The sequence below is a fragment of the Micromonospora sp. PLK6-60 genome (assembly GCF_019890675.1).
Lineage (GTDB): Bacteria > Actinomycetota > Actinomycetes > Mycobacteriales > Micromonosporaceae > Micromonospora.
In genome coordinates, this window is record NZ_JAIOAA010000006.1 from 319943 (window position 1) to 346189 (window position 26247).

Genomic DNA, 26247 nt, shown 5'->3' on the forward strand with positions numbered 1-26247 from the left:
TGCCCTTCCTTACCGCCCCGACGGTGCCCAGCGGAAGTTGGGCGGGCGGCGTTCGTTGGCCGCCGCGACGCCCTCGCGGGCCTCGCCGCTGTCCCGGACCTGCCGGTGCCACCAGGCGATCCGGTCGTCGCCGGCCCGGTCGTCCACGATCTCCTTCGCCGCGGCGACGCTGAGCTGCGACCGGGCCGCGATCGCCGCGGTCACCTCGCCGACCCGCCCGGCGAGCCGGTCCGCCGGCAGCAGCTCGTCGACCAGGCCGACCCGCAGCGCCCGGTCGGCGTCGATCAGCTCGCCGGTGAAGAGCAGGTACTTCGCGGCGGACGGCCCGACCAGCCGGGCCAGCCGCCGGGTGGTCGGCGCCGGATAGACCAACCCCAACCGCGCCGGGGGTACGCCGAACCGGGCCCCCTCGGCGGCGATCCGCAGGTCGCAGGCGACGGCGAGCTGGCAACCGCCGCCCACGCAGGCGCCCTCGATCGCGGCGACGGTCGGCTTGGCGAAACCGGCGAGCCGCTCCTCGGCGGTCACCGCGATGCTGGCGTCCCCGGCGTCCAGCAGCTCGTCCAGATCACCCAGGTCGGCCCCGGCGCAGAAGGTGCCGTTCGCGCCGGTGAGCACCAGCACCCGGACCGCCGGGTCGGCCTCCAGCCCGTCGAGCAGGGTGGGCAGCTGCCGCCACATCGCCGCGGTCATCGCGTTGCGCCGCGCCGGGTGGCGGATCGTCACGGTGGCCACCGGCCCGGTCACCTCGACGGTCAGCTCCGCGTCCGACATCTGCGTCTCCCCTGGTAGGCGGTCGCGCCGACCATAACGGCGCGGGCCCGACGCCCACCCGCGAGGGGTGGCCGCCGGGCCCGCCGACATCGGGTCAGGTCAGGAGACGTTGACCGCGGTGTCGTCGACGACGAAGGAGGTCTGGAGCGAGGCGTCCTCCACGCCGGTGAACTTCAGCGTCACGGTCTGGCCGGCGTACGAGGCCAGCGAGAACGACCGCAGGGTGTAACCGCTGGCCTTGTTCAGGTTCGAGTACGTGGCCAGGGTCGCCAGCACCGTTCCGGACGAGTTGAGCACCTGCACCCGCAGCGTGTCGTACGCCGTGGTGCTGGTCGTCTCGGCCGAGTCGATGTGCAGGTAGAAGCTGAAGTTGTACGAGGTGCAGCCGGCCGGCAGGCTGACCGCCTGGGCGAGCGTGTCGGTGCGGCTGGTGCCGTACCCGTTCAGCCAGGCCTTGTACGAGCCGGTGCGGGCCGGCTGGCTGGCCGAGCTGGTGATCACGCCCGAGCTGGCCGTCCACACCGTGTTGCCGGACTCGAAGCCGGGGTTGCCCAGCTTCTGGCCGGCGCCGGTGCAGCCACCGCCGGTGCCGTTGACCGTCAGCGTGTAGGTCGCCGTCCGGGTCACCGAGCCGGTGCCGGTGACGGTGACCGAGTAGGTGCCGGTCGGGGTGCTCGACGAGGTGGTGATGGTGAGGGTGGACGAGCCGCCGGCGGTCACCGACGCCGGGTTGAACGACGCCGACGCGCCGCTCGGCAGGCCCGAGGCCGACAGGGTGACGGTCTGCGCGCTGCCGCTGGTGACGGCGGTGCCGACCGTGGTGCTGACCGCGTTGCCCGCGGTCACCGACCCGGAGGTCGGGGAGAGCGAGACGGAGAAGTCGTTCCCGGTCGAGCAGGGCGCGTCGTTGCCGGCCACGTTCACCGCGGTCCAGGCCGCCTGGACGGCCTTGTACTCGGTGGAGCAGCTGCCGTACAGGTCGGTCGCGGCCCGCAGGGTGTACGCCCGGGCGGTGTTCGACGGGGTGGTGGTGTTGACGTACGAGGTGTTCGAGGTGAAGTACACGTCGAGCGCCCGGTACCAGATCTTCTCGGCCTTGGCCCGGCCGATGCCGGTCACCGCCGGGGCGGAGCCGCAGACCGGCGAGGTGCCGTACGCGGTGGCGCCGGTGCCCTCGGCCAGGTTGAAGAAGAAGTGGTTGCCCACGCCGGAGGAGTAGTGCACGTCCTTGTTCTTGGTGCTGGTGGACCAGCAGCTGTCGGACGAGCCGTCCAGCGACGGGTTGTACATGTAGCGCAGCGGCGTACCGTTGCCGTTGATGTTGATCTTCTCACCGACCTGGTAGTCACCCGGGTCGCTCGGCGCGGCGGCGTAGAACTCCACCATGTTGCCGAAGATGTCGCTGGTGGCCTCGTTCAGGCCGCCCGACTCGCCGGAGTAGACCAGGCCACTGAGCGCCTCGGTGACCCCGTGGCTCATCTCGTGGCCGGCCACGTCGAGCGAGACCAGCGGACGGGAGTTGCTGGACCCGTCGCCGTAGGTCATCTGGGAGCCGTCCCAGAAGGCGTTTACGTAGTTGTTGCCGTAGTGCACCCGGCTCGGCACGCCGTTGCCGTTGCCGAAGATGCCGTTGCGACCGTGCACGTTCTTGAAGTAGTCGAACGTCTTGGCCGCCCCGAAGTGGGCGTCGACCGCGGCGGACTGCCGGTTGGAGTTGGCGCCGGTGCCCCAGGTGTTGTCGGCGTCGGTGAAGGTGGTGCAGGTCGAGGTGCCGTTGTTCATGTCGCAGGTGCGGCCGTTGCCGTGCGACGGGTCGATCATCTGGTACGTGCTGCCCGACAGCGTGGTGTCGATGGTCACCGTGCCGGTGTAGATGCCGTTACCCGTGCCGGCGACCGTCTCGATCTCGTCGTACGAGCCGATCACCTTGCCGGTGACGGCGTCGGTGATCACGTGCAGCTTCGACGGGGTCTGCTTGTCGGACTGCCAGCCGGTGGCGACGGTCTCCCAGGCCAACCGACCCTTGCCCGAACTGGCGTCGACGAAGAGCTCGGGGGTGCTTACGGCGGTGAGCGAGCCTTCGAATGCCTTCCGGGTGGTCTCGGTGGCCGCCGCCGAGGTGACCTTGGGGGCGGTGGAGAGGGCGAGCGGGGCGACCAGGCCCACCGAGGTGCCGGCGTAGCTGCCGTTCGCGGCGGTGTGGATGACGAAGTCACCGCCGTAGACGCGCAGGCCGTGGTAGGTCCGGGAGTAGCGGGTGTGCGCGGCGCCGTTGGCGTCGACCTTGGTCCGCTGCGGCTGGTACGCCTCGCCGCTGGTGCCCTGCACGGCACCGGGGTTGCTGGCGAGGATGCCGGCGGCGCGAGCCGCCGGGGCGGGGGCGGGGGTGCCCGGGGTGGCCGCTTGCGCCGCGGGGGTGGCGACGCAGGTCAGCACGCCGCTGGTGAGCAGCGCAGCACTGACGGCGGCGAGGGGTCTTTTCACGTGCCCTCCTGACGGGGGAATGTGTGACGGGGGTAGTCACGCATGTAGATATACTGATACACCGTCGAAAAGAGAAGGGGGGAGACGCTGCGAGGCCGCGACACTGTCCGTTCGGATGAGGTGGCCCAGTTGAGGGAACCGGGCGGCGCGGCGGCGCGTCTGACGAGGCATGAGATCAACCACCGGGACCCTTGTCAAGATCATCGCGGCATTGCTGCTCCTGACCGGTTGCTCAGCGGCCGACCCGGCCGGACCAGGAGCGTCGTCCGCGCCGTCGGGTACGGCGAGCACCCCGGGCGCCACGCCGGGGACGGCCGACCCGAGCGCGGGCGCCCCGGCCAGCCCCGCCGCCGGCCCGTCGGCCACCGCACAGCCGTCCGGCTCGGCCGCGGACCTGGCGGCCACCCGGGTGGTGCTGACCCGAACGGGCGGCTTCGCCGGGCGCGGCGACACCCTCACCGTCGAGCCGAACGGCGGGTGGACCAGCGTGGAGCGCGACGGGTCGCGGCGCACCGGCCAGGTCGACCCGACCGACCTCAACCGGCTGTGGGACCTGCTGGCCGCCCCGGGCCTCGCCACCGAGCCGGCGACGCCCCCCACCGGCCCGGTGGACTGCGCGGACGCCTTCACCTACCAGCTCACCGTCGGGCCACGAGTGACCGCCTACGTCGACTGCCCGGACGCCGCCGGCCGGGCCGCGGCGACGGCGGCCGTGGTCGAACTGCTCGGCGAGGTCACCGGCTGGTGAGACGGGGCACTCCTTCCCGGCTGGTCGGCTGCGGCTTCGCGCGCCAGCATGGTGGGCATGACTCGTGCACTCATCGCTCTGACCAGTCACCGTGAGCTCGGCAGCACCGGCCGGGAGACCGGCTTCTACGTCGGCGAGGCCGCCGAGCCGTGGGAGGTGTTCCGGGCCGCCGGCTGGGACGTCGACCTGGTCTCGGTGGCCGGCGGCCAGCCGCCGCTGGACGGCCGCGACGAGAACGACCGGACCCAGAACGACTTCCTGGCCATGGCCGGCGTGGCGAGCACCGCGCGGGCCACGGACGTCGACCCGAGCGGGTACGACGTGATCGTGTTCGCCGGCGGCCACGGCACCATGTGGGACTTTCCCGACAACCCCGACCTGACCCGGATCGCCGCCTCGATCTACGAGCGGGGCGGCGTGGTCTCGGCGGTCTGCCACGGGCCGTCGGCCCTGGTAAACCTCAAGCTCTCCGACGGCTCGCAGCTGATCGCCGGCAAGCGGGTCGCCGGCTTCACCAACGACGAGGAGGACGCCGTCGGGCTCAGCGCCGAGGTGCCGTTCCTGCTCGCCGACCGGCTCACCGAGGCCGGCGCCACGCACGTACCCGGGCCGAACTTCACCGAGCAGGTGGTGGTCGACGGGCGCCTGGTCACCGGCCAGAACCCGCAGTCCGCCCGGGCCATGGCCGAGGCCGTCGTCAAGGCCGTCCAGGCCCGCTGACCACGCCCACGGCAGCCCGCCGGGCGCCCCTGCGCGGACGTCAGGGGCGGCAGGTGGGCGGCGGATTCGGCTCGCACACCGGCCGGTCACGACCCGTCGGATGACGGAACGTGACCGGCCGGCGGTCGGTTGCCGGCACCGTTGCTTCCCTTTGCTCTGCTTCAGCCACCGCAACACCCGCTGCGAGCAGCGGTTACGCCGACCGGCCGCCGCCGGCCGGCATAACGGCGAGTGACTGTTGCGGCCGGGGCAGCAGAGCAAAGGGAGCGCCGAAGCCCTTCTCCCCTCGGAGGGCACACGCGGGAAGCGGGCCTACACGAGGTAGTCGGCGGGCAGGCCGGTGGCGCGCAGCTCCGGCGGCAGGTGGGCCACGTCGTTGAGCGCGATCAGGTTCGGCGGCCCGCCCGAGCTGTACCGGATCACCGTCAGCCCGGCGTTGTGCAGGTTGATCCCCAGCCAGCGGGCCGGCGGGGCGTCCAGGGCGTGCCGCACCAGCCAGGCGATCAGGAAGCTGTGCGTGACCAGCAACTCGCGTACCTCGCCGTCGGCCGGCGCGGTGGCGAACCGGTCCACCGCCGCCGCGGTCACCCGCGGCCCGTCGACCCGCTCGGCCGCCGAGAAGCCGGCCAGCATCCGGGCGTACGCGGGCGGCAGCCCCGCCGGATCGGTGTCGTGCGGCAGGTGGTCCCCGGCCAGCTCGGTGGCGTACGCCGGAACTCCCGGCAGTGACCGGGCGACCAGCGCGGCCGTCTCCGCGGCCCGGGGCAGCGGCCCATGGTGGACGGCCGTGAGCGGCACCCGGCGCAGCCGCTCGCCGAGCAGCTCGGCCTGGCGGCGCCCGCGCTCCGAGAGCCCGACCTGCGGCAACTCGGCCGCCGACCGGTCCTGCTCGCCGTGCCGAGCCAGGTAGAGCAGCCGGACGCCCATGGTCACCTCATCGCGGTCGGGAGGCACGAGACTAACCCGCGCCTCCCGACCGGTCCCGCCCCGCTCAGTCCCGGCGCAGCGCCCGGCCGAAGGTGGCGGTGACCCAGGCCCAGCCGGCGGTCACCGCCACCCCGAAGGCGACCATCGCCACCGGGCCGGGCACCGCGATCAGCGCGGCCCAGGCCACCGCGAAGAACGCGCCGACCGCCGCGCTCGCCACGGCCCACGGCCGGCCCTGCCGCGCCACCACGAACGTCGCGACGATCAGCGAGACGAAGGCGACCGCCGCCGCCAGGAAGTGCAGCCCACCGTGCCAGCTGATCTGCCCCGGGCCGCGGGGCGTGCCGGCGGGAAAGCCGTCGGCCGGGTCCGCGGCGAAGACACCGGCGGCCATCAGCCCGAGCCCCCAGAGCAGGAGCAGCCGCGGTACCCAGGTCGAGGCGACCGACCGGCGCAGGGCGAGCGCCGCACCGACGCAGAGCGCCCCGGTCACCAGGAAGGTGGCGATCTGGAGCCAGCCCAGCGTGCCGGTGCTCAGCATGCTGACCGGGTGCCGCCGGAAGTCGAAGCCGTCCCGGGTGAGGCCCTGCGCCAGGGCCGACACCACGAAGACCGGGCCGGCGAGGACGCCGCCGGCCAGCCGCAGCCGGTCCCGGCCGACGGCCGGCCGCACCTCGGCGAGGGAGATCGTCGCGGACATCGCCGGCCCCTCAGGCCCGCGGGAACATCTGGCCGATGCGGATCCGGTTGCCGAACGGGTCCCGGATCCCGAAGTCGATCCCGTACGGCCGCTCGGTCGGCTCGTCGGTGATGTCGACGCCCTTGGCGACCAGATCCTCGTACGTCTTGTGCGCGTCGTCGGTGGTGATGCTCAGCCAGCCGCCGAGCGCGCCCTTGGTGAGCAGGTCCCGCACCTGCTCGGCGGTGGCCGGGTCCAACGCCGGCGGGCCGGGCTTCTCCAGCAGGATCTCCCGGTCGGGCTGGCCGGGCAGGTTGACCGTCAACCAGCGCATGAAACCGAGGTCCTGGTCGGTGTTGACCTCGAAGCCGAGCTTGCCGACATAGAAGTCGAGGGCCTCGTCCTGGTCGAGGACGTAGAGCTGGGAGCGGGTGACCGCGTTCATCGTCATGCGATCACGCTAGAACCCGCCCCTGACCTGCTGCTTATCCAAAACTGATGAGCCGCCCTAGAAACTGCTGGGCCGGGTCCAGGCCTTGGCGAAGCAGCTCGGCACGTGCCCGGCGGGCCTCGACCGGCGCCGGCGGAACTCGCTGGGCGACTCGCCGACGATGTCGCGGAAGGTCCGGCTGAACGTGCCGAGGCTGCCGAAGCCCACCGCGTAACAGATGTCGGTGACGTCCCGGTCGGTCTCCACCAGCATCGCCATCGCCCGCTCGATCCGCCGCCGTTGCAGGTAGCGGTGCGGCGTCTCACCGAACGTGGCCCGGAACGTCCGGATGAAGTGCGCCGCGGAGACGTGCGCGATCCGGGCCAGCGCCGGCACGTCCAGCGGATCGGCGTACGCGCGGTCCATGGCGTCCCGGGCGCGCAGCATCGCCCGGTTCGACTCCTCCGACGCCCGGCTCATCCGGACCGCACCCACCCGACCAGCACACCTGCACGGTAGCCGCCGATTCCCGCCGAGGTGCCACGGCCGGTCGGCGGTTTTCTGCCCACCGCTAACCGGGCTGCCGTGGGGCGGCGCAGCGGCGACACTGACCGGATGGACCGGGAGAAACCACCGGAGCACCGGCAGCTCCTCGACCAGCTCTACGCGGCCTTCAACCGGCGTGACCTGCCGACACTGCTGTCGGCGCTGGCACCGGACGTGTCGTGGCCCAACGGCTGGGAGGGCGGGATCGTGCACGGACGCCAGCAGGTACGCGACTACTGGACGCGCCAGTGGGCCGAGATCGACCCCGTGGTGCGGCCGGTGGCCTTCGACGTCGAGGCGGACGGCCGACTCAACGTCACCGTGCACCAGGTGGTGCGGGACCGGGCGGGGGCCGTCATCGCCGACGGCGAGGTCCGGCACGTCTACCGGTTCGTCGACGGTCTCGTGGCGGAGATGGAGATCCGGAGCTGACGGTGCCACCGCCGGGCGAGCCGACGCCCGCGACTGAGCGGGGTATCACCACGCGACCGCGTAAGGTAGCCGCCGTGAGCCGCCTCGCCAGGCCGACCTTCAAGACCTCGGTGTTCCTGAGCTACCCGAAGCCGTGCATGGGCCGGCAACAGGAATTCATCGACCGGCTCTGCGGATACCTGGACGAGCGGGGCTTCGCGCCACGCACCCTCGGCGTGACCGACTACGACATGGACGCCCCGCTCAAGGCGATCCGCCGCCTGATGCGCGAGTCGAACGGGCTGATCACCGTCGCGTTCCGCCGGACCTACGTCGAGCACGCCGTCGGCAACCACCGGACGGACCTGACCGACCGCACCACCTACGACCTGCGCGACGTCTGGTTGACGAGCCCGTGGGCACACATCGAACCCGCGATGGCGTACCAGTTGGGGCTGCCGATCCTGATCCTCAAGGAGAGCAAGGTCGTCGCGGACGGCCTGCTGGAACGCGGCGTCGTCGGCACCTACATGCCGGAGTTCAACGTCGAGGACCCGACCGAGGAGTACCTCGCCTCGCCCGAGTGGCGACAGCTCATCGGGCAGTGGGAGGGGCAGGTCCGTACGGTCGTCGACCGCAAGGGCAACCCGCCGCAGCTCTACTGACCGGCAGCCTGCCACTGCCGGACGCCGGTGGAAATCGGAGCCCCCGGCCGGGATCGAACCGGCGACATCTCGCTTACAAGGCGAGTGCTCTGGCCAGCTGAGCTACAGGGGCGTGTGTCGTCGTCGTCAGCATAGCGACTGGGGTCTGAAATTCACCCTCGCCAGGCACCCCGAGCACCGGAAACGTCAACTTCCCGCCTTCGCCGCCGTCGATTCGACGCCACCGGTCAGAGGAAGCGTGGGGATTGATGCCTCCCCGTGCCCGACTGACCGGTATGCGCAGCCGGCCCGTCCCACCGGCTGCGCCCCGCCTTGGCACCACAGCGAAAGCCGTTTACGGTGCAGTGACACGGACGACACTCCGGCGGCCCCCGCCGGGGGAGTCCGTGGGCTGGCACCCTGGGTGCCGGCCGCTCCTTCACTCGGATCGTCCGGCACGTTCCTGCCGGTGAAAGGAAGCACCCTCATGGCTTCGGTCACCTACGCCAAGGCGTCCCGCATCTACGCGGGCACCGAGCGGCCCGCCGTCAACAAGCTCGACCTGGAGATCGGCGACGGCGAGTTCCTCGTCCTGGTCGGCCCCTCCGGTTGCGGCAAGTCCACCAGCCTGCGCATGCTCGCCGGCCTGGAGGACGTCGACGAGGGCGCCATCTACATCGACGACCGCGACGTCACCCACCTGCCGCCGAAGGCCCGCGACATCGCGATGGTCTTCCAGAACTACGCCCTCTACCCGCACATGACGGTGTACGAGAACATGGCGTTCGCGCTCAAGCTGCGCAAGACCTCGAAGTCGGAGATCGACCGGCGGGTCAAGGAGGCAGCCGCGCTGCTCCAGCTGGAGGAATACCTCAACCGCAAGCCGAAGGCGCTCTCCGGCGGTCAGCGCCAGCGGGTCGCGATGGGCCGCGCCATCGTCCGTGAGCCGCAGGTCTTCCTGATGGACGAGCCGCTGTCGAACCTCGACGCCAAGCTCCGGGTGCAGACCCGTACCCAGATCGCGTCGCTGCAGGCCAAGCTGGGCATCACCACGGTCTACGTGACCCACGACCAGGTCGAGGCCATGACCATGGGCCACCGGGTGGCCGTGATGCTCGACGGCGTGCTCCAGCAGGTGGACACCCCGCGGGCGCTCTACGACACCCCGGCCAACGTCTTCGTCGCCGGCTTCATCGGCTCCCCGGCCATGAACATCAAGACCGTGCCGCTGACCGAGCAGGGCGCCGCCTTCGCCGACATGCACATCCCGCTGACCCGGGAGCAGGTCGAGGCGGCCCAGGCCGAGGGGGGCAACGGCAAGGTGACCGTCGGCTTCCGCCCGGAGGACTGCGACATGGTCAGCCCGACCGAGGGCGGCATGCCGGTCGTGGTCGAGCTGGTCGAGGACCTCGGCTCGGACGCCAACGTCTACGGGCACGCCGCGCTGGAGGGTGTCAACGAGCGCTTCGTGGTCCGCACCGACCGCCGCCACATGCCGAACATGGGTGACACCGTGTTCGTCAAGCCGCGCGCCGGCCAGAGCCACATCTTCAACGCCGCGTCCGGCAGCCGGATCTGACGTACCACGAAAGGGGCGGTCCGCTGCGGCGGGCCGCCCCTTTCGTCGTACCCGGGTATGACGCCGAAGCTGGCTCCCCGGGGTGACGCGGCAGGCCCGTGCGCGCTCCTATCGTTCGGGCACGACGCCGAGCCCGGGAGCGCACGATGCCGCCGAACCCCGCCCGTACCCGACCCGAGACCGACCGCGACGGCGCGCGACCGGCGCGCCCGCGCCGGCTGGTCACCACCACCGGCCGGAGCCTGGTGTACGCCGCGGCGCTGCTGCCGCTGGCGGTGGCCGCCCTGGCCGGCACGCTCGCCGGACGGGGCTGGTCGGCCGCAGCCCGGTGGCGGCGGCTGCGTGGGTTGCTGCCGACGGCGGAACCCGTGCCCGAGGGTCGGCCGCCCAGCGCGGTGGCGGTCGCCGCGCATGCCGTGGCGAGCCTGCTGCTCGGCGCGGCGGCGCTGGTCCCAGGCGGGGTGCTGCTGCTGATGGTGCTGCGCGGGGCGCTCTACGGGCTGGTCGACCCGGGCCCCTACGACACCTCGTGGGGCGGCCCCACCCGGGCCGGGGCGTGGCTGGCGCACTTCCTGGTCGGGATCCCGTTCACGGTCGCGGCGCTGGCGGCGCTGGTCGGCGTCGCGGCGGTGCACCAACGGCTCACCCTCGCCCTGCACGGCGCCCGCCGGCCCGGTTGGCTGGTCCCGGTGACCGTGCTGATCTCGCTGGTCGCCGTGCTGCTCGTGGTGGCCTGGACCCGGCAGATCTGACGCGACGGGCCGTCCCCCGGTCAGGGGGACGGCCCGTCGGACGGGTGCGGTGGTCAGGCTTCGACGGAGCGGCGGCGCGCCACCTCGGCGAGGGTCACCGCGGCGGCCACGCTGGCGTTGAGCGACTCCACCTCGGAGATCATCGGGATGCTGACGGTCAGGTCGCAGGTCTCGCCGACCAGGCGGGACAGGCCGCGCCCCTCCGAGCCGACCACCACGACCAGCGGGCCGACCGCGGCGGCCAGGTCGTACAGGTCGGTGTCGCCGTCGGCGTCCAGGCCGACCACGACGAAGCCGGCCTCCTTGCACGCCTTGAGCGACCGGGTCAGGTTGGTGACCTGGGCGACCGGCACCCGCGCGGCCGCGCCGGCGCTGGTCCGCCAGGCGGTCGCGGTGATCCCGGCGGCCCGCCGCTCGGGTACGAAGACACCCTGCGCGCCGAACGCGGCGGCGGACCGGATGACCGCACCCAGGTTGCGCGGGTCGGTGACCCCGTCCAGCGCGACCAGCAGCGGCGCGGCCTGCTCCAGTGCCGCCGCCACCAGGTCCTCGAACGGCTCGTAGGCGAACGGCGGCACCTGGAGGCCGACGCCCTGGTGCAGCACCCCGCCGGTCATCCGGTCCAGCTCGGCCCGGCTGACCTCCAGGATGGCGATGCCCCGGTCGGCGGCCGTCCGGACGATCTCCTTGACCCGGTCGTCGACGTCGATGCCCTGCGCGGTGTAGAGGGCGGTCGCCGGCACCTGGGCGCGCAGCGACTCCAGCACCGGGTTCCGGCCGACCAGCAGCTCCGGGCTGTCCTTGGCCGGGTTGGACTTGCGGCCCGGCGCGACCCGCGGCCCGCCCCGGCCGGTGGGCTTGCCGCCCCGGCCGGCCGCGCCGCTGCGGGCCGGGCCGACGCCCTTGGTGCCCCGGCCCCAGGTGGTGTCCTTGGTGCCCGGCTGGCCGATCTTGGGGGCCCGGCCCTCCTCAGCCGCCGCCCGGCGCTCCTTGTCCTGCTTCCAGGCGGTGCGCTGGGGCAGCTTCTCGGTGCCCGAGTATGCCTTGTGCCAGGGCCGCTCGTCGGCGGGCAGGGTCTTGCCCCGACCGGCCAGCGAGTCCTTGTTCTTGCCGCCGGAGCCCTTCGGGGCACCCGCCTTCGACGTCAGTCGCCGGCCACGGCGCTGCGAGTTGCCGGCCATCAGTCCTGCTCTCCAATAGTCCAACGGGGGCCCTGGGCGGTGTCCTCGACCACCACGCCGGCCTGCTTGAGCTGGTCGCGCACGGCGTCCGCGGCGGCCCAGTCCTTGCGGCCCCGGGCCTGGGCGCGCTGTTCCAGGGCCAGCGCGATCAGGGAGTCGACCACGGCCCGCAGGTCGTCCGCGTGGCCACCGCCGGTCCAGGCGGGGTCGAAGGGGTCGACCCCGAGGATATCCAGCATGGCCCGGGTGGCGGCGACGGTCGTGCGGACGGTCACATCGTCGCCGCTGGCCAGCGCGGTGTTGCCGTCCCGGACCACCTCGTGCAGCACCGCCAGCGCGGCCGAGGTGTTCAGGTCGTCGTCCATCGCGGCGACGAACCCGGCCGGCAGCTCACCGGGCTGCCCGGCGCCCACCCGCTCGGCGGCCCGCTGCACGAAGCCCTCGATCCGCCGGTAGGCCACGGCGGCCTCGCGCAGCGAGTCCTCCGAGTAGTCGATCCGGGACCGGTAGTGGGCGGCGGCGTAGTAGTAGCGCAGCTCCACCGGGCGCACCCCGAGCGAGTCCACGTACGCCAGGTCGAGGGCGTTCCCCAGCGACTTGCCCATCTTGGCGCCGCCGATGCTGAGCAGCCCGTGGTGCACCCAGTAGCGGGCGAACGGCAGGTCGGCGGCCTGCGACTGGGCGATCTCGTTCTCGTGGTGCGGGAAGATCAGATCCAGCCCGCCGCCGTGGATGTCGAACTCGGCGCCCAGGTAGCGCCAGCACATCGCCGAGCACTCGATGTGCCAGCCGGGCCGGCCGCGGCCCCACGGCGACGGCCAGTAGGCGTCCGCCGGTTCCTCCGGCTTGGCGCCCTTCCAGAGGGCGAAGTCGCGCGGGTCGCGCTTGCCCCGCTCCGGGGCGTCCCCGGCGGGCTGCATGTCCGCCGGCGACTGCCCGGACAGCGACCCGTACGCCGGCCAGGAGGCCACGTCGAAGTAGACGTCGCCGGAGCCGTCGGTGGCCGGGTAGGCGTGCCCGGTCTCGATCAGCCGGGCGATCAGCTCGTGCATCTCCGGGATGTGGCCGGTGGCCCGCGGCTCGTAGGTCGGCGGCAGCACGTTCAGCGCCCGGTAGGACTCCGCCAGGATCAACTCGTTGGCGTACGCGATCGACCAGAACGGGCGGCCCTGCTCCTGCGCCTTGACCAGGATCTTGTCGTCGATGTCGGTGACGTTGCGGATGAACCGCACCTGGAAGCCCTGGGCCAGCAGCCAGCGGCGCAGCACGTCGTAGTTGACGCCGGAGCGCAGGTGGCCGATGTGCGGCGGGGCCTGGAGGGTGAGACCACACAGGTAGACCCCCACCTTGCCGGCTTCCCGCGGGACGAAGTCCCGCACCGATCGGGTGGCGGTGTCATACAGGCGTAGCGTCACCGTACAAGGGTAGCCGTCCGCGCGTTTTCCGGGTCGTCCGGAGCCGGGCCGTACGCTGCGTGCTGTGGACACGTCGGCACGCCCGGGAGAAACGGCGCAGACCCTGGACCGGGGGCTGCGGTTGCTGCACCTGGTCGCGGACGCGGCCGGCGGGTTGACCGTGACCGAGGCGGCGAACCGGTTGGGCGTCGGCCGGGCGGCGGTGTACCGGCTGGTCGGCGCGCTGTCCGCGCACGGCATGCTGCGCCGGGACGCCGGCGGCCGGCTGCGGCTCGGCGCGGGGGTGCTGCACCTGGCCCGGCGGGCCCAGCCGCTGCTCGCCGAGGGGGCGCTGCCGGCGCTGCGCAGGCTCGCCGAGCAGGCCGGCGCGACCGCCCATCTGACCGTGGTCGAGGGCGGCGAGGGGGTGGCCCTGGCCGTGGTGGAGCCGAGCTGGACGTCGTTCCACGTGGCGTACCGGACCGGGGCGCGGCATCCGCTGGAGCGGGGGGCGGCCGGCCGGGCCATCCTCGCCGGGCGGGCCGGCAGGCCGGGTCCGGTCGCCACCAGCGGCGAGTTGCAGGCCGGGGCGTACGGGGTGGCGGCGCCGGTGCTCGGGGTGCCCGGGCTGGAGGCGAGCGTCGGGGTGGTGGCGCTGGCGCCGCTGGACGCGGAGGTGGTGGGCGGCCAGGTGCTCGCCGCCGCGACCGCCATCGCCGAAGCCCTCGGCTGACCAGGCGCCGACCCGCCGCGCCCCGATATGCCGCACTCTGGGCCATCCCGCGCCCCTAACGGCCCTACCTGCCGCATCCGGTCGCACGCTCTGGGTCATCCCGCACTGCTGACAACCCGACATGCCGCGTCCCGGTCCAGCGCGCTGGGTCGTCACCGCCCCGTGACGCCCCGACATGCTGCCGTCCGGTCTCGCGCTTCAGGCACCCGAAGAAGCGGTGCCACTCCTTAGCACAGATGTCGATGTGGTGGCATGTTGTCCACAGGCGCTCGGTGGCGGTGGGGCGCGGGTTGTCCACAGGGGTTACCGGGGCACCGCGGCGACGGTGACGCTGGCCGCATGCCTCCTGTCGCACACCGACCCGCCGACCTGGCGGGGCAGGTCTTCCGGGGATCCGACGTGGTCCGCCGGGGGCTGCTCACCGTTCACCAGCTCCGCAGCTCCGCATGGATGCGCCTGCACCACGACGTGTACGCCGACGCTCGACTGGAACGCGACCACGGGCTCGCCTGCCGTGCCGTGGCGCTCAGACTCCCACCCGGGGTTCCGGTCGCCGGCCCGTCGGCAGCCTTTCTGCACGGCGTCGCGCATGCCGCGAGCTTCGACGACGACGTGCATGTCAGCGCGGCGCAGGGCAGCCCGGTGCGCAGCCGGCGCGGCCTACGGGTGCACACCTCGCTGCTCCGGCCCCCCGCCGCCTCGCGGTCCGAAGGGTCCTCCGCCGCATCGGTGTCCGCAGGGCCACCGGCCGCCTCGATGTCCGGAGGACCACCGGCCGCCTCGATGTCCGGAGGACCACCGGCCGCACCGGTGTTCGGAGGGCCACCGGCCGCACCGGTGTTCGGAGGGCCACCGGCCGCACCGGCGACACTTGCCCGGTCCGCCCCGGCCCTGGCCGCCTGGGAGTCCGCGGTGTGGCTCGAACCCACCCGGGCGGTAAGCATCGTCGACACCATGCTGGCCCGGGGCCTGACCAGCCGCGACGCGCTCGCCGAGGTGGCGGAGCGCAACGCCGACCGCCCTGGCGGATCCCGTGCCAGGTGCGTCTTCGGCCTGGCCGATCCGGGCGCCCAGTCCCCCGCCGAGTCGCGGCTACGGGTGCGGTTGGTGCTCGCCGGGTTGCCCCGGCCGGTCGCCCGGCATCCGGTCCTGGTGCCCGGCGGGATCGTCCTGCACTCCGACCTGGCGTGGCCCGAGCTGCGGGTCGCCGTCGAGTACGACGGTCGCTGGCACAGCGACCCGGAACAGCTGCACCGGGACCGGCATCGCCTCAACCTGCTGGTGGGTGCCGGCTGGCTCGTGCTGCACGTGACCAGCCGCCGGCTGCACCAGGAGTTCGCGGCGGTCGTCCGGGAGGTCCGCTCCGCATTGCTTTCGCGCGGCTGGCGACCGTGAGGCCACAGCCCACCAGAACGCCGCCCAGCCGAGCACGGCCGGCACCGAGCACGGTCTGCGGCATCCTGGCCCTTCCTGCGCCACTGATGCCCCAAAATGCCGCAACACAGCCATGCGGCCACCGGGCGGGCCCGCCCCCGCACGGCAGCCCCCCGGGCAGGACCGGAGGGGGCGACTGCCCGGGCCGGCAGCCGCCCCCTCCAGGGCTGGGATCAGGCGGGCGTGGTGACCGCGATGATCGAACTGAACGCGGAGGCGCCGATCGAGTTGACCGCCTGGATCCGGTAGTAGTAGGTGGTGGACCGGGCCCGGCCGGTGTCGCTGTAGGCGCGGGCGGTGCCCGCCAGGTTGAAGCTGGTCAGGCCGCTGGTGAAGGTGACGTTGGTGGCCCGCTGGAGGGTGAACCCGGTGACCGGGCTGGTCGTGCTCTCCTGCCAGGTGAGGTTCACCGTCGCCGTACCGCCCGACACCGCAACCGCGGTCCCGGTCAGGTTGGTCGGCACCGCCGGGATACCGGTGACGGCAACCGACGCCGTGTTCGAGTACGGCGACCCGACGCCGAGATAGACGGTACGCACCCGGTAGTACGTGGTGCCGCCGACCACCGTGCTGTCCGTGTACGAACTGGTGTTGGCCGCGAGCGTGACGGTGGTCAGGCCGGCGGTGAACGTCGAATTCGTGGCCCGCTGCAGTTCCACGCTGGTGTTGTACGAGCGGTTCGTCCAGCTCAGGCTCACCCGGATCGGTGTCCCGGTGGGCTGGGTCGCCACCAGGTTGGTCGGCGCGAGCAGGTTCGCCACCGCCGAGGCGACGTTCGACCAGGCGGAGTAGGCGACGGTGTTCTCCCGCCGCACCCGGTAGTAGTAGGTGACGCCGGGCACCACTGTCGAGTCGGTGTAGGTGTTGGCGGAGGCGCCCAGGGTGAAGGTGGTCAGCCCGGCCGTGAAGGTCGAGTTGGTGGCGCGTTGCAGGACGACCTGGGTGGCCGCCGGCAGCCCGGTCGGGTTCGTCCAGGCGAGCACGATCGACGGCGGCACCGTCGTCGAACCGGAGTTGGCCGTCGCGGTCAGGTTGGTCGGCGCGCCGGGCGACACCTGGATGACCATCGGCCGCATCATGTCGTTGTCCTCGTGATCGACCAGGTGGCAGTGCCAGACGTACTCCCAGCCGAAGTTGTACGGCTGGTTGGTGACGGTCGCCGGGTCGCCGGTCGTCGGGTCGATCTGGGCGAAGCCGTTGGTGGTGCCCGGCACCTGGGTGGGGTCGAGCAGCCGCACACTGTCGCCCACCTTGAAGGGCAGCGGGTTGGGGATGGTCGGCCGCATCGCCACGATGCAGTCCTCCAGCGGATTCATCCGCACGGTTTCCTTCCACCCCAGCTCGTTGGCGTTCGGCGGTCGGTAGGTGCCGTCCCAGCCGACCCGGTTGATCAGCTGGACGTTGAAGTAGTGGAAGTGGATGGCGTGGGTGTCGACCCCGTTGTGGGTCACCTTCCAGATCTGGGTGCCGTCGCCGGCCGATCCGACCAGGGTGGCCGGATTGGACATGGTGAGGATCTCGGTGGGCGGGTTGATGTACGGCAGCGGGATCGTGGTCTGGATGAAGGCGCTCGTCTTCGGGAGTTCCGTGCCCAGCAGGGCGTTCATCCGGCCGTACGTCTGGTCGAAGTCCTCGACGATCGCCTTGGGCTGCAGCGGCAGGGTGACCGGGGTGGTGCCGCCGAAGGGCGTGAAGGTGATCTCGGTGTCCTCGATCGCGACGTAGGTGTTCTTCGGCGTGTTGGTGCCGAACGCCTCGTCGTAGGCCTTCTCCGGCACGATCGGCGGCGGCTGGCTCTGTCCGTACGCCTGCGGCAGCCGGGCCATCAACTGGTCCAGGTGGAACGACTGGGCCGTGCCGACCACCCGGAACTGCATGATGGTCCGGGTGTTCGGGCCGTAGCCGGGCTGGGTGGTCGGGGCGCCGCCGGACGCGGTCTGGTCGGGGTCGCCGGTGTAGTAGTCGTAGCGGGTGTCGAACCCGGGTATCGGGGCGGGCCCGTCGTTGTAGAGGATGATGTTCGACCCGGACGGCACCGACGAGAAGTCCACGATCACGTCGGCCCGCTCGGCCGGCCCCATCAGCAGCGAGTGGTCCGAGACGTTGAGCACGGTGATCGACCGGCGGTCGTACTCGTAGTTGATCGGCTGTGGCGGGATCACCGCGACGCCCGGCAGCAGCCCGCCCTCGTTGCCGATCTGGATCCAGTCCGGCCCCATCGCGTTCGGGTCCGGGACGCCACCCGCCCGGCCGTCGGTCGGCCAGGTCGGCGGGAGGCCCTGGTCCGGACAGGCCTCGACCATCGGGACCTCCCCGGCGTTGCCGTCGGCGAGCGTGCCGTTGGGGTTCCACATGGTGCCGTTGGAGGCGGCGTAGTAGAGCTGGAGGTTCAGCGTCCGGTCGTTGCAGGCGTTGAGGATCCGGAACCGGTACGCCTTCGGCTCGACCTGGAGCGTCGGGTAGGCGCATCCGTTGACCACCGGGGTGTCGAGGAACGCCTCGGGGGTGATGGTCGGCAGCGGGGTGCCGGGCTGCACCGGCGGCTCCAAGGGCCGGGTCGGGCCGTAGTACGGGTTGGGCACCGGCCCGTTCTGGATGCCGGTGAACGGCGGCCACACCCAGGGGCCGTAGTCCCAGCGCCCCATCGGGTTGGCGCCCGCGGCGTTGTACGGGTTCTGGTTGGGCATGTAGACGTGCGGCATCCACAGGCTGCCCTTGCCGCCCCAGTTGGCGGTGTCCCAGGTCGGGTCCTCGGCGGCGAGCTGGGCCGGGTCCGGTACGAAGGTCTTGTCCTGGATGACCAGGGGGATCTCCTCGGCCGGGATCACCCCGCTGGTGACCAGTTGCTGCTCCACCGGGTCGCGCAACAGCAGGAGGCCGATCTGCCCGCTGTACGGGGTCAGGTGTGTGATGCCCTCGGTGTGGTCGTGGAACCACATCATCCGGGCGCTCTGCTGCATCGGGAAGTAGAGGGTCACCGCGCCCGGGCCAGGATCTGGCATGACCGTGGTCGGCACGTTGGCGTAGCTCGCCCCCTGCGGATAGGACGTGACCTCGCCGGCCGGGGTGAACCACTGCAGCGGGGTGCCGTCGCTGATCCACGGCGTCTCCGAGCCGTGCAGGTGCATGACCGCCCGGTTCTGCGTGTACAGCTCGGTGGGGCTGAGCGGGCCGGTGCCCGCGCCGCCGATGGTGATGTCCACGGGCAGGAACAGGTTGCCGGCGGCGCCGGTGGGCAGTTGGTTCACCAGCTTGACGCGGACCGGCCGGTTCCGCTGGGCGACGATCACCGGCCCGAGGTAGTACGGCCGGGCGGGCGGTGCGATGGTGTTGTGCCCGGACGGGTCGGTGCCGTTGTTGAGCTGCTTGTAGCCGCGGAGCCGGGTCGCCGGCAGGTCCCGACTCACCTGCTGGGTGTACTGCTGGATGCCGATCTCGTAGTAGTCGCTGCCCGGGTAGGTGATGGTGTCCGGCGTCGCTACCGGAAGGTAGTTGCCCAGGTTGTTGGCCTTGGTCGGCCCGAGCCCGGGCAGGGTGTCGATAAACTTGCGGATGCCGGTGCCAGGCTGGACGACCCCGCCGACCAGGACCGGCAGCGGGCTGTTGGCGTAGTTCGGGATGGACCCGAAGTAGTCGGGTGGGGACGCGGCCAGGGTGGCCGCGTCGGCCGTGGCCTGTTTCGGGATGGCCGCTTCCCTGGTGGTGGCGTCGTCGGACATGACTGCTCCTCCCCGCGTGGGCTGCGGCCTGCCGGCGCTCCCCCCGGGCAGCGCGCCACGCATCTGGTAACTCTTGGTAACCAGACAACTCCAGAAAGGCCACGAGCACCAGGGACCTTCGACCCCTACACCGCAGTTGAGCTGCAGAAATGTCATAACCGTCGAAATGGACAGCAGGCGGAGCGCAACTACCGACGGCGAGGATCGCGCCCGCGGGAATCCCGCGCATGAGGAGATGCGCGCGGAAACCGGAGCCGGGTCAGGTCAGGGCGGGCTGGTCCGCGGGCTCGTCGGCCGGCCGGGCGGGCGTGGCGCGCAGTTCGTCCAGCCGGACCAGGGCGACCCCCGCCACGATCAGCACCCCACCGAGCAACTGCACCGCGGTGGGCAGCTCAGCGAGGAACAGCCAGGCGATCAGCACCGCGAACATCACCTCGGTCAGCCCGACGAAGGAGGCCAGCCGGGAACCCAGCACCCGGGTCGCGGCGATGCCGGCGAGGTAGGCGACCACCGCGGCGACGAGCGACAGCCCGGCGATCGGCACCAGCCAGCTGGTGCGCTGACCGGCGAAGGTGACCGTGCCGAACTCGGCCTCCAGCGGCAGCACCCCGAGCAGCCCGAGCGCCGCCAGCACGGCCGCGCCGACGCCCATGCCGCCACTGGCCATGGTCACCGAGGGCAGTTCCTCGTCGACCCGGCCGGCGAGGACGAAGTAGCCGGCCAGGCCGACCGCCGCCCCCAGCCCCCACAGCACGCCCACCGGGTCGAGCCGGCCGGCGCCGGTCAGGTCGAGCACGAACGCCAGCCCGGCCAGGGCAGCCACCGAACCGACCACGGTCAACCGGCGGGGGCGCTGGCCGTGCATCGCCCACATCCAGGCGACCACCAGGATGATGCCCAGGTACTCCAGCAGCAGGGCCACGCCGACCGGCAGGTAGCGGACCGCGTTGAAGAAGCACGCCTGGGCGGTGGCCACGCCGAGCAGGCCGAAGACGGTCACCGCGCCGAGGTTGCGGCGCAGCACGTGCCACCGGCCGCGCAGGGCCAGCGCCGCGGGCACCAGCAGCACCACGGCGGCGATGCCGACCCGGGCGACCACGATCGCCTCGGCCGACCAGCCGGCGTCGATCAGGGATCGGGCGAACGTGCCGGAGGTCGCGAAGGTGACGGCCGAGAGCAGCGCCAGCAGCAGGCCGGCACCGGCGGCGGGGCGTGGACGCATGGGCGCTCCTTGGCGTGGCGTCATGGGCGAACTACTCTTACACCGGTGACACTAGGCCGCCTCTCCGACAGGAGTCAAGGTGCTCTTTGCTCATGACACCGAATGCGGGCTGCTCGCCACCGCCGCGCTCGTGAACACCGACGGGGCGGACGGCGAAGGGCTGCCCGACGTGACCGCCCTGGACGCCTTCTTCACCGCGTACGGCTGGAGCGGGCGGCACGAGCGCACCGAGGCGGAGCTGCGTGCGGTACGCGCACTGCGCCCCCGGCTCCGCCGCGTCTGGCACGCCGAAGAGGACGAGACCGTCGAGATCATCAACCGGTTGCTGCGCGACGCCTCCGCGCTACCGCAGCTCATCCGGCACGACGACCATCCCTACCACCTGCACGCGGTGCCCCGGGACGCCCCGCTGGCCACCCGGATGGCGGTGGAGGCCGCGATGGCCCTCGCCGACCTGGTCCGCAGCGGCGAGTTGAGCCGGCTGCGCCGCTGCGCGCACCCCGACTGCGACAACGTGCTTGTCGACCTCTCCAAGAACCGCTCGCGGCGGTTCTGCGAGGCGGGCTGCGGCAACCGCGCGGCGGTCAGCGCGTATCGGGCTCGGAAGGCCGCCAGTCGCTCCTGAGCAGCTCGTACTCCACCTCGCCCAGCTCGGTGCCGGGGATCGGGTCGTCGAAGTGGACATGGAACGTGCGCACGTGGCGCAGCCCCGCCTTCGCCAGCACCGACCGGGACCGCGCGTTGACCGTCATGGTCTCCGCCCACAGCCGGCGTACGCCGGCCGTTTCGAAGGCGTGCCGGACCAGCGCCCGCGAGCCCTCGGTGGCCAGGCCCCGCCCCCACGCCGACCGGCGCAGCCGGTAGCCCAGCTCCGCCTCCGCGCCGTCCTCGGACGGGTCGAGCGCGAACCAGCCGAGGAACTCCCCGGCCGCCCGGTCCTCCGCCGCCCACCGGCCCAGGCCGGGCCGGCGCTCGTACCCGGCCAGGATCCGCGGCAGCTGCTCGTCGCGGACCCGCTCGCGCGGGGTCGGCGCCCCGCCGGTCAGGAACCGCATGACCTCCGGGTCACCGTCCAGCTCCACCAGCCGGTCCACATCGGCGGCGGTGAACCGGCGCAGCCGCAGCCGCGCGGTCTCCAGCAACACGTCCTCGGCCATGCGGCGATCATGCCGGCCGCGCCCCCGGCGGGCGACCGAATAACGGCCCATACGGCATGACGGGCCATCTCGGCCCGCTGACAGCACGACATGCCGCAACCCGGAGCGCCGCGCCACACCGGCGAGCGGCTCGGCCGGGGGTAGGCCGGCGAGCGGCCCGGGCGGCGTCAGGGATGGGTCATCCGCAGCAGGTCCAGCGCCTCGTCGAGCTGGGTCTCGGTGAGCCTGCCCGAGTCCACGTGCCCGCGGGCGATCACCACCTCGCGGATGGAGACCTGCTTGGCCAGCGCCTCCTTGGCGATCGACGCGGCCTCGTCATACCCGAGGTGGCGGTTCAGCGGGGTGACGATCGACGGCGACCCCTCGGCGTACGCCAGGCAGACCTCGGCGTCCGCGACCAGGCCGGCCACCAGGCGGTCGGCGAACAGCCGGCTCGACGCGGCCAGCAGTTTGATCGATTCCAGCAGGTTGCGGCCCATCACCGGGAGCATCACGTTCAGCTCGAAGTCCCCCTGCGAGCCGGCGAAGGCGACCGCGGCGTCGTTGCCGATCACCTGCGCGCACACCTGGCGCACCGCCTCCGCCACCACCGGGTTCACCTTGCCCGGCATGATCGAGGAGCCGGGCTGGAGGTCGGGGATGCGCAGCTCGCGCAGGCCGGCCCGGGGGCCGGAACCCATCCAGCGGATGTCGTTGGCCATCTTGTACAGCCCGACCGCGATGGTGCGCAGCTGGCCGGAGGTCTCCACCAGCGCGTCCCGGGCGCCCTGCGCCTCGAAGTGGTTGCGCGCCTCGGTCAACGGCAGTCCGGTGGAGTCGCGCAGCTTCTCGATCACCTTTGCGGCGAACCCCAGCGGGGTGTTGATGCCGGTGCCCACCGCGGTGCCACCGAGCGGCAGCTCGGCCAGCCGGGGCAACGCCGACTCCAGCCGTTCCACGCCGTAGCGGACCTGCGCGGCGTAGCCGCCGAACTCCTGGCCGAGGGTGACCGGGGTGGCGTCCATCAGGTGGGTACGCCCGGCCTTCACCACCGTCTCGAACTCGGCCGCCTTCTCCTCCAGCGCGCCGGCCAGGTGCTTCAGCGAAGGGATCAGATCCTCCGCCACGAACTGGGTGGCGGCCAGGTGGATGGAGGACGGGAAGACGTCGTTGCTGGACTGCGAGGCGTTGACGTCGTCGTTCGGGTGCACGTCCCGGCCCAGCTCCCGGCCGGCCAGGGTGGCGATGACCTCGTTGGTGTTCATGTTGGACGAGGTGCCCGAGCCGGTCTGGAAGACGTCGATGGGGAACTGGTCGTCGTACCCGCCGTCGGCCACGTGCGCGGCGGCGGCGGCGATCGCGGCGGCCACCTCCGCGTCGATCACCCCCAGCTCGCCGTTGACCTGCGCCGCCGCCCCCTTGATCTGGGCCAGCGCCTTAATCTGGGCCGGTTCGATCCCCCGGCCGGAGATCGGGAAGTTCTGCACCGCGCGCTGGGTCTGTGCCCGCCACAGCGCCTCGGCGGGCACCTCCACCTCGCCCATCGAGTCACGTTCGATCCGGTAGCCGGTCGCCTCTGGAGTCGTCACGCGTACCATCCTGCCCCGCCGCACGCCGGCTCGCAGATGATCGCTCAGCCCAGCTCGACCAGCAGCCGGGCGACCTCCTGCTGGTCCGGCGACTCCATCTGACGCAGCAGGGCCAACGCCCGGATCCAGTGTGCGCGGGCGGCGGCCGGCTCGGCGTCGCGCAGGCAGCGGGCGATCCCGTCCAGCGCCCGAGCCTGTTCGTAGCGCACGTCCAGCCGGGTGGCGTCGGCGAGCACCCGGCGGTGCAGGTCGAGCGCCGCCGGGACGTCACCACCCTCGGCGAGCGCGCGGGCCAGCAGGTTCCGCGCCGCGTACTGGCCGGACCGGTCGCCCGCCACGACCATCGCCGCCAGCGCCTCCCGGTGCAGCAGCGCGGCCCGCTCCGGGCGGCCCGCCGCCCGCTCCATCGCGCCCAGCTCGTTGAGCACCTCGCCCTCACCGAACCGGTTGCCGGTCTGCCGCTTGAGCCGCAGCGCCGCCCGCAGCAGCCGCCGGGCCGGCCCGAGGTCGCCCATCCGGTGCCGGATCATCCCCAGGTGCCCGAGCGCGTTCGCCAGTTGGTGGCGGTTGCCGAGCTGCCGGACCAACGCCAGGTGCCGGCGGCCCACCCGCAACGCCTCGTCGTACCGGCCCAGCGCGAGCAGCCCCAGCGTGAGGTTGTTCAGCAGGCTGCCGAGCGGTTTCAGCTCCGGCAGCCGCCGGACGAGCGGGCCGGCGGCGTCGTAGTACTCCATGCCCCGGCGGTAGTCGCCGTGGGCCATGTGGGCGGCGCCCAGGTTGCCGAGGATGCTCTGCAGATCGGCCTTCCGATCGAGGCGGCGGTAGATCGCCAGGGACCGCTCCATCAGCCGGATCGCCTCGGCGAAGTGGGCCAGCCGGAAATGGGCCGAGGCGAGGTAGTTGAGCGTCATCGCCACCGCCTCGTCCTCGCCGGACCCCTCGGCGGCGCGCAGGGCGACCAGGTGCGTCTCGATCAGCTCGTCGAGGTGCCCGCCGTCGAAGTGGGACTTCCAGCAGGCCCGGGCCAGCTGCCAGCAGTGCCGGGGAAAGCCCTCGTCGTCGGCCAGCCGCACCAGCGCGGTCAACGCCGCCCGGTTCTCGTCGAACCAGCCCCGCCCCTGATCCACCGTGGCGGCCACCAGGTCGGGACGGAACGACACCGGCACCTGGCGCAGGTCACGGCTGCCGGTCAGCTCCAACGTCCGGGCGATCGCGGCGGCCACCTGGAGATGGTGGTCGAGCAGCCGGTGCAGGGCGGCCTCCCGCTCGCCGGCCCGGTCCGCCTCGGCGACGAGGGTCCGGGCGTACTCGCGGATCAGGTCGTGCAGCCGGTACCGGCCGGGCGTCACCTCCTCCGCCAGGTGGGCGTCGACCAGCTCCTCCAGCACGTCCTGGGCGTCGGGCAGGGACAGCTCGGCCAGGGCGGCGGCCACCCGGTTGTCGAACCGTACGCCCGGGTGCAGGCCGAGCAGCCGGAACGCCCGCTGGGCGGCGGGCGACACCTGGGCGTACGAGAGGGCGAACGCCCGGCCGACGGACCGCTCGCCCACCGCGAACTCGGCCAGCGGATCCCGCCCGGAGGCCAGCCGCTCGGCCAGGTCGGCGATCCGCCAGTGCGGCCGGTGGGCCAGCCGCGCCCCGGCCAGCCGGATGGCCAACGGCAGGTGCCCGCAGCGGCGCGCCACCTCGGCCGCGGCGGCGGGCTCGGCGGCCACCCGCTCGGTGCCGGCCACCCGACCGAGCAGCTCGACCGCCTCGTCGGCGTCGAGCACCGGCAGTGAGGACGGCCGGCCACCGTCCAGCCCGACCAGCCGGCGACGGCTGGTGATCAGGACCAGGTTGTCCGCGCCGTTCGGCAGCAACGGCGCCACCTGGCCCGTGCTGGCCGCGTTGTCCAGCACCACCAGCGCCCGCCGCCCGGCCAGCTCGGTGCGCCACAGCGCCAGCCGGTCGTCCACGTCCAGCGGTATGCGCTCCGCCGACACGCCGAGCTGGCGCAGCAGGGTGGCCACCGCGGCGGCCGGGGTCAGCGGGGTGCGTTCGCTGTGCCCGTGCAGGTCGACGAAGAGGTGGGCGTCCGGATAGCGGTCGGCCAGGGCGTTGGCGACGTGCACCGCCAGGGTGGTCTTGCCGCTGCCGGCCATCCCGTCGACCAGATGGATCCGTACGTCGTCCTTCTCGATCTCCGCGACCAGCCGGGCCAGCGTCTCCTGCCGGCCGGTGAAGTCGCTGATCGCCCGGGGCAGGGCCCGGATCCGCACGGCCGGCCGGTGGTCACCGGCCGCCGCGGCCAACTCCCCGGCGAGCAACTGCTGGTGCAGCTCCTGGAGCGCGGCGCCCGGCTCGATGCCCAGTTCCTCGGCGTAGAGCCGCCGGCCCTCCCGGTAGACGGCCAGCGCGTCGGCCTGCCGGCCGACAGCCGCCAGGGCCACCATCAGCTGCCCGCGCAGCCGCTCGCGCAGCGGGTGCCGTTCGACGCTCTCGGTCAGCTCGTCGATCAGGTCGGGCGCCCGGCCCAGCCGCAGCTCGACGTCGACGCACTCCTCCAGCGCGGTGAGCCGCTGCTCGTCGAGCGTCTGGGCCCGCCGCCGCACGCTCCGGCTGGCGATGCCGCTGAACGCCCGGCCCCGCCACAGCCCCAGGGCGGCCCGGTAGTGACGGCGGGCCTCCTCGGCGCGCCCGGCCGCCGCCGCGACGCGGCCGGCCTCCACCCCCCGGTCGAAGACGTCGGCGTCCAGATCGGCCGGATCGATCCGTACGCCGTAGCCGACCGGGTCGGTGATGATGATGTCGGCGGGCAGGCCCAGGCCGGTGATCCGTTGTCGTAAACGCGACACGCAACTCTGCAGCTGCGCCCGCGCGGTCGCCGGCGGATGCTCCTCCCAGACCGCGTCGATCAGCTCTTCGACGGGCACCAGCCGGCCCGCCCTGGACAGCAGCATGGCGAGGACGACCCGGTCCCGACCTGCGGTGACGGTGGCATCGCCGCCACCGATCCGCAACGGCCCAAGGATCCCGAACCGCATCTTCCCCCCGTATGCCCGAAGTGCGTTCCTCAGCAGGGTAATCCGGCCGCCATCGGTCGGCCGGGCGAGGCGATAGTGATCCGATAGCGGAACGGGGGCACGGGGTCGCACACTCGTCC

General features: G+C 72.7%; 22 protein-coding genes and 1 tRNA gene. 9 read left to right on the forward strand and 14 right to left on the reverse strand.

What is annotated here, in order from left to right; genetic code table 11:
• Positions 1-9 precede the first annotated feature (9 nt).
• Together K7640_RS14895 and K7640_RS14900 are read right to left on the reverse strand one after the other, a co-directional pair.
• Positions 10-774, reverse strand: coding sequence for an enoyl-CoA hydratase/isomerase family protein (locus K7640_RS14895; RefSeq protein ID WP_222955396.1), 765 nt, complete (start codon positions 772-774; stop codon positions 10-12).
• 99 nt (positions 775-873) lie between these two features.
• Positions 874-3258, reverse strand: a complete 2385-nt coding sequence (locus tag K7640_RS14900) for a M4 family metallopeptidase (RefSeq protein ID WP_222955397.1) — start codon at positions 3256-3258, stop codon at positions 874-876.
• A gap of 211 nt (positions 3259-3469) precedes the next feature.
• Between K7640_RS14900 and K7640_RS14905 the strand changes: the two genes are divergently transcribed.
• Positions 3470-4006 carry a hypothetical protein gene (locus K7640_RS14905; RefSeq protein ID WP_222955398.1) on the forward strand — a complete coding sequence of 179 codons (537 nt, stop codon included), beginning with the start codon at positions 3470-3472 and terminating at the stop codon, positions 4004-4006.
• A 57-nt stretch (positions 4007-4063) separates the two neighbouring features.
• The gene (locus tag K7640_RS14910; protein WP_255609010.1) at positions 4064-4726 is read left to right on the forward strand and encodes a type 1 glutamine amidotransferase domain-containing protein; all 663 of its coding nucleotides are present in this window, start codon (positions 4064-4066) and stop codon (positions 4724-4726) included.
• A 312-nt stretch (positions 4727-5038) separates the two neighbouring features.
• On the opposite strand, the gene K7640_RS14915 is transcribed toward K7640_RS14910, so the two are convergent.
• The 4 genes from K7640_RS14915 to K7640_RS14930 are packed head-to-tail and all read right to left on the reverse strand — an operon-like array spanning position 5039 to position 7242.
• Positions 5039-5680: a histidine phosphatase family protein gene (locus K7640_RS14915; RefSeq protein WP_308042561.1), complete on the reverse strand. Its 642-nt coding sequence runs from the start codon at positions 5678-5680 to the stop codon at positions 5039-5041.
• Positions 5681-5717: 37 nt separating this feature from the next.
• On the reverse strand, positions 5718-6353 hold the full coding sequence (locus K7640_RS14920; protein WP_222955400.1) for a DUF998 domain-containing protein: 636 nt from the start codon (positions 6351-6353) through the stop codon (positions 5718-5720).
• A gap of 10 nt (positions 6354-6363) precedes the next feature.
• The gene (locus K7640_RS14925; protein ID WP_222955401.1) at positions 6364-6783 is read right to left on the reverse strand and encodes a VOC family protein; all 420 of its coding nucleotides are present in this window, start codon (positions 6781-6783) and stop codon (positions 6364-6366) included.
• A gap of 57 nt (positions 6784-6840) precedes the next feature.
• The gene (locus K7640_RS14930) at positions 6841-7242 is read right to left on the reverse strand and encodes a helix-turn-helix domain-containing protein (protein ID WP_222955402.1); all 402 of its coding nucleotides are present in this window, start codon (positions 7240-7242) and stop codon (positions 6841-6843) included.
• A gap of 135 nt (positions 7243-7377) precedes the next feature.
• Here K7640_RS14930 and K7640_RS14935 point away from each other — a divergent pair, with 135 nt between their 5' ends.
• Positions 7378-7740, forward strand: a complete 363-nt coding sequence (locus K7640_RS14935; RefSeq protein WP_222955403.1) for a nuclear transport factor 2 family protein — start codon at positions 7378-7380, stop codon at positions 7738-7740.
• 74 nt (positions 7741-7814) lie between these two features.
• The gene (locus tag K7640_RS14940) at positions 7815-8384 is read left to right on the forward strand and encodes a hypothetical protein (protein ID WP_222955404.1); all 570 of its coding nucleotides are present in this window, start codon (positions 7815-7817) and stop codon (positions 8382-8384) included.
• Positions 8385-8422: 38 nt separating this feature from the next.
• Here the strand turns inward: K7640_RS14940 and K7640_RS14945 are convergent.
• A tRNA-Thr gene (locus tag K7640_RS14945) sits at positions 8423-8496 on the reverse strand.
• Between the two features lie 354 nt (positions 8497-8850).
• On the opposite strand from K7640_RS14945, the gene K7640_RS14950 reads away from it, so the two are divergent.
• Both K7640_RS14950 and K7640_RS14955 read left to right on the forward strand, forming a co-directional pair.
• Positions 8851-9942: an ABC transporter ATP-binding protein gene (locus K7640_RS14950; RefSeq protein ID WP_222955405.1), complete on the forward strand. Its 1092-nt coding sequence runs from the start codon at positions 8851-8853 to the stop codon at positions 9940-9942.
• A 146-nt stretch (positions 9943-10088) separates the two neighbouring features.
• Positions 10089-10694, forward strand: coding sequence for a hypothetical protein (locus tag K7640_RS14955; protein WP_222955406.1), 606 nt, complete (start codon positions 10089-10091; stop codon positions 10692-10694).
• Positions 10695-10747: 53 nt separating this feature from the next.
• On the opposite strand, the gene rlmB is transcribed toward K7640_RS14955, so the two are convergent.
• On the reverse strand, positions 10748-11875 hold the full coding sequence (gene rlmB, locus K7640_RS14960) for a 23S rRNA (guanosine(2251)-2'-O)-methyltransferase RlmB (protein WP_222955407.1): 1128 nt from the start codon (positions 11873-11875) through the stop codon (positions 10748-10750).
• Entirely contained in the window at positions 11875-13290 is a 1416-nt protein-coding gene (gene cysS, locus K7640_RS14965; protein WP_222955408.1) for a cysteine--tRNA ligase, read from the reverse strand. The genes rlmB and cysS overlap by 1 nt, the downstream gene beginning before the upstream one ends.
• A 64-nt stretch (positions 13291-13354) precedes the next feature.
• Here cysS and K7640_RS14970 point away from each other — a divergent pair, with 64 nt between their 5' ends.
• Both K7640_RS14970 and K7640_RS30230 read left to right on the forward strand, forming a co-directional pair.
• Positions 13355-14002 carry an IclR family transcriptional regulator gene (locus tag K7640_RS14970; RefSeq protein ID WP_222955409.1) on the forward strand — a complete coding sequence of 216 codons (648 nt, stop codon included), beginning with the start codon at positions 13355-13357 and terminating at the stop codon, positions 14000-14002.
• 912 nt (positions 14003-14914) lie between these two features.
• Positions 14915-15397 carry an endonuclease domain-containing protein gene (locus K7640_RS30230; RefSeq protein WP_255609012.1) on the forward strand — a complete coding sequence of 161 codons (483 nt, stop codon included), beginning with the start codon at positions 14915-14917 and terminating at the stop codon, positions 15395-15397.
• Between the two features lie 212 nt (positions 15398-15609).
• Here K7640_RS30230 and K7640_RS14980 read toward each other — a convergent pair whose 3' ends face one another.
• Together K7640_RS14980 and K7640_RS14985 are read right to left on the reverse strand one after the other, a co-directional pair.
• The gene (locus K7640_RS14980) at positions 15610-19155 is read right to left on the reverse strand and encodes a hypothetical protein (RefSeq protein WP_222955411.1); all 3546 of its coding nucleotides are present in this window, start codon (positions 19153-19155) and stop codon (positions 15610-15612) included.
• 259 nt (positions 19156-19414) lie between these two features.
• Positions 19415-20377: a DMT family transporter gene (locus tag K7640_RS14985; RefSeq protein WP_222955412.1), complete on the reverse strand. Its 963-nt coding sequence runs from the start codon at positions 20375-20377 to the stop codon at positions 19415-19417.
• 79 nt (positions 20378-20456) lie between these two features.
• On the opposite strand from K7640_RS14985, the gene K7640_RS14990 reads away from it, so the two are divergent.
• On the forward strand, positions 20457-21002 hold the full coding sequence (locus K7640_RS14990) for a CGNR zinc finger domain-containing protein (RefSeq protein WP_222955413.1): 546 nt from the start codon (positions 20457-20459) through the stop codon (positions 21000-21002).
• On the opposite strand, the gene K7640_RS14995 is transcribed toward K7640_RS14990, so the two are convergent.
• From K7640_RS14995 to K7640_RS15005, 3 genes are all read right to left on the reverse strand, one after another.
• Complete coding sequence (locus K7640_RS14995) at positions 20962-21534, reverse strand: GNAT family N-acetyltransferase (RefSeq protein WP_222955414.1); 573 nt, start codon at positions 21532-21534, stop codon at positions 20962-20964. The two genes, K7640_RS14990 and K7640_RS14995, sit on opposite strands and share 41 nt — an antisense overlap.
• Positions 21535-21701: 167 nt before the next feature.
• Entirely contained in the window at positions 21702-23111 is a 1410-nt protein-coding gene (locus K7640_RS15000) for a class II fumarate hydratase (RefSeq protein ID WP_222955503.1), read from the reverse strand.
• Between the two features lie 35 nt (positions 23112-23146).
• Positions 23147-26128: a BTAD domain-containing putative transcriptional regulator gene (locus tag K7640_RS15005; protein WP_222955415.1), complete on the reverse strand. Its 2982-nt coding sequence runs from the start codon at positions 26126-26128 to the stop codon at positions 23147-23149.
• Positions 26129-26247: the final 119 nt, after the last annotated feature.

Bases quoted from the DNA above. Each gene is read 5' to 3' on its own strand.
- K7640_RS14955 (WP_222955406.1), top strand. From the start codon at position 10,089: ATGCCGCCGAACCCCGCCCGTACCCGACCCGAGACCGACCGCGACGGC.
- K7640_RS14935 (WP_222955403.1), top strand. From the start codon at position 7,378: ATGGACCGGGAGAAACCACCGGAGCACCGGCAGCTCCTCGACCAGCTC.
- K7640_RS14930 (WP_222955402.1), bottom strand. From the start codon at position 7,242: ATGAGCCGGGCGTCGGAGGAGTCGAACCGGGCGATGCTGCGCGCCCGG.
- rlmB (WP_222955407.1), bottom strand. From the start codon at position 11,875: ATGGCCGGCAACTCGCAGCGCCGTGGCCGGCGACTGACGTCGAAGGCG.
- K7640_RS14950 (WP_222955405.1), top strand. From the start codon at position 8,851: ATGGCTTCGGTCACCTACGCCAAGGCGTCCCGCATCTACGCGGGCACC.
- K7640_RS14985 (WP_222955412.1), bottom strand. From the start codon at position 20,377: ATGCGTCCACGCCCCGCCGCCGGTGCCGGCCTGCTGCTGGCGCTGCTC.
- K7640_RS15000 (WP_222955503.1), bottom strand. From the start codon at position 23,111: ATGGTACGCGTGACGACTCCAGAGGCGACCGGCTACCGGATCGAACGT.
- K7640_RS15005 (WP_222955415.1), bottom strand. From the start codon at position 26,128: ATGCGGTTCGGGATCCTTGGGCCGTTGCGGATCGGTGGCGGCGATGCC.
- K7640_RS14910 (WP_255609010.1), top strand. From the start codon at position 4,064: ATGACTCGTGCACTCATCGCTCTGACCAGTCACCGTGAGCTCGGCAGC.
- K7640_RS14980 (WP_222955411.1), bottom strand. From the start codon at position 19,155: ATGTCCGACGACGCCACCACCAGGGAAGCGGCCATCCCGAAACAGGCC.
- K7640_RS14925 (WP_222955401.1), bottom strand. From the start codon at position 6,783: ATGACGATGAACGCGGTCACCCGCTCCCAGCTCTACGTCCTCGACCAG.
- K7640_RS14995 (WP_222955414.1), bottom strand. From the start codon at position 21,534: ATGGCCGAGGACGTGTTGCTGGAGACCGCGCGGCTGCGGCTGCGCCGG.
- K7640_RS14895 (WP_222955396.1), bottom strand. From the start codon at position 774: ATGTCGGACGCGGAGCTGACCGTCGAGGTGACCGGGCCGGTGGCCACC.
- K7640_RS14920 (WP_222955400.1), bottom strand. From the start codon at position 6,353: ATGTCCGCGACGATCTCCCTCGCCGAGGTGCGGCCGGCCGTCGGCCGG.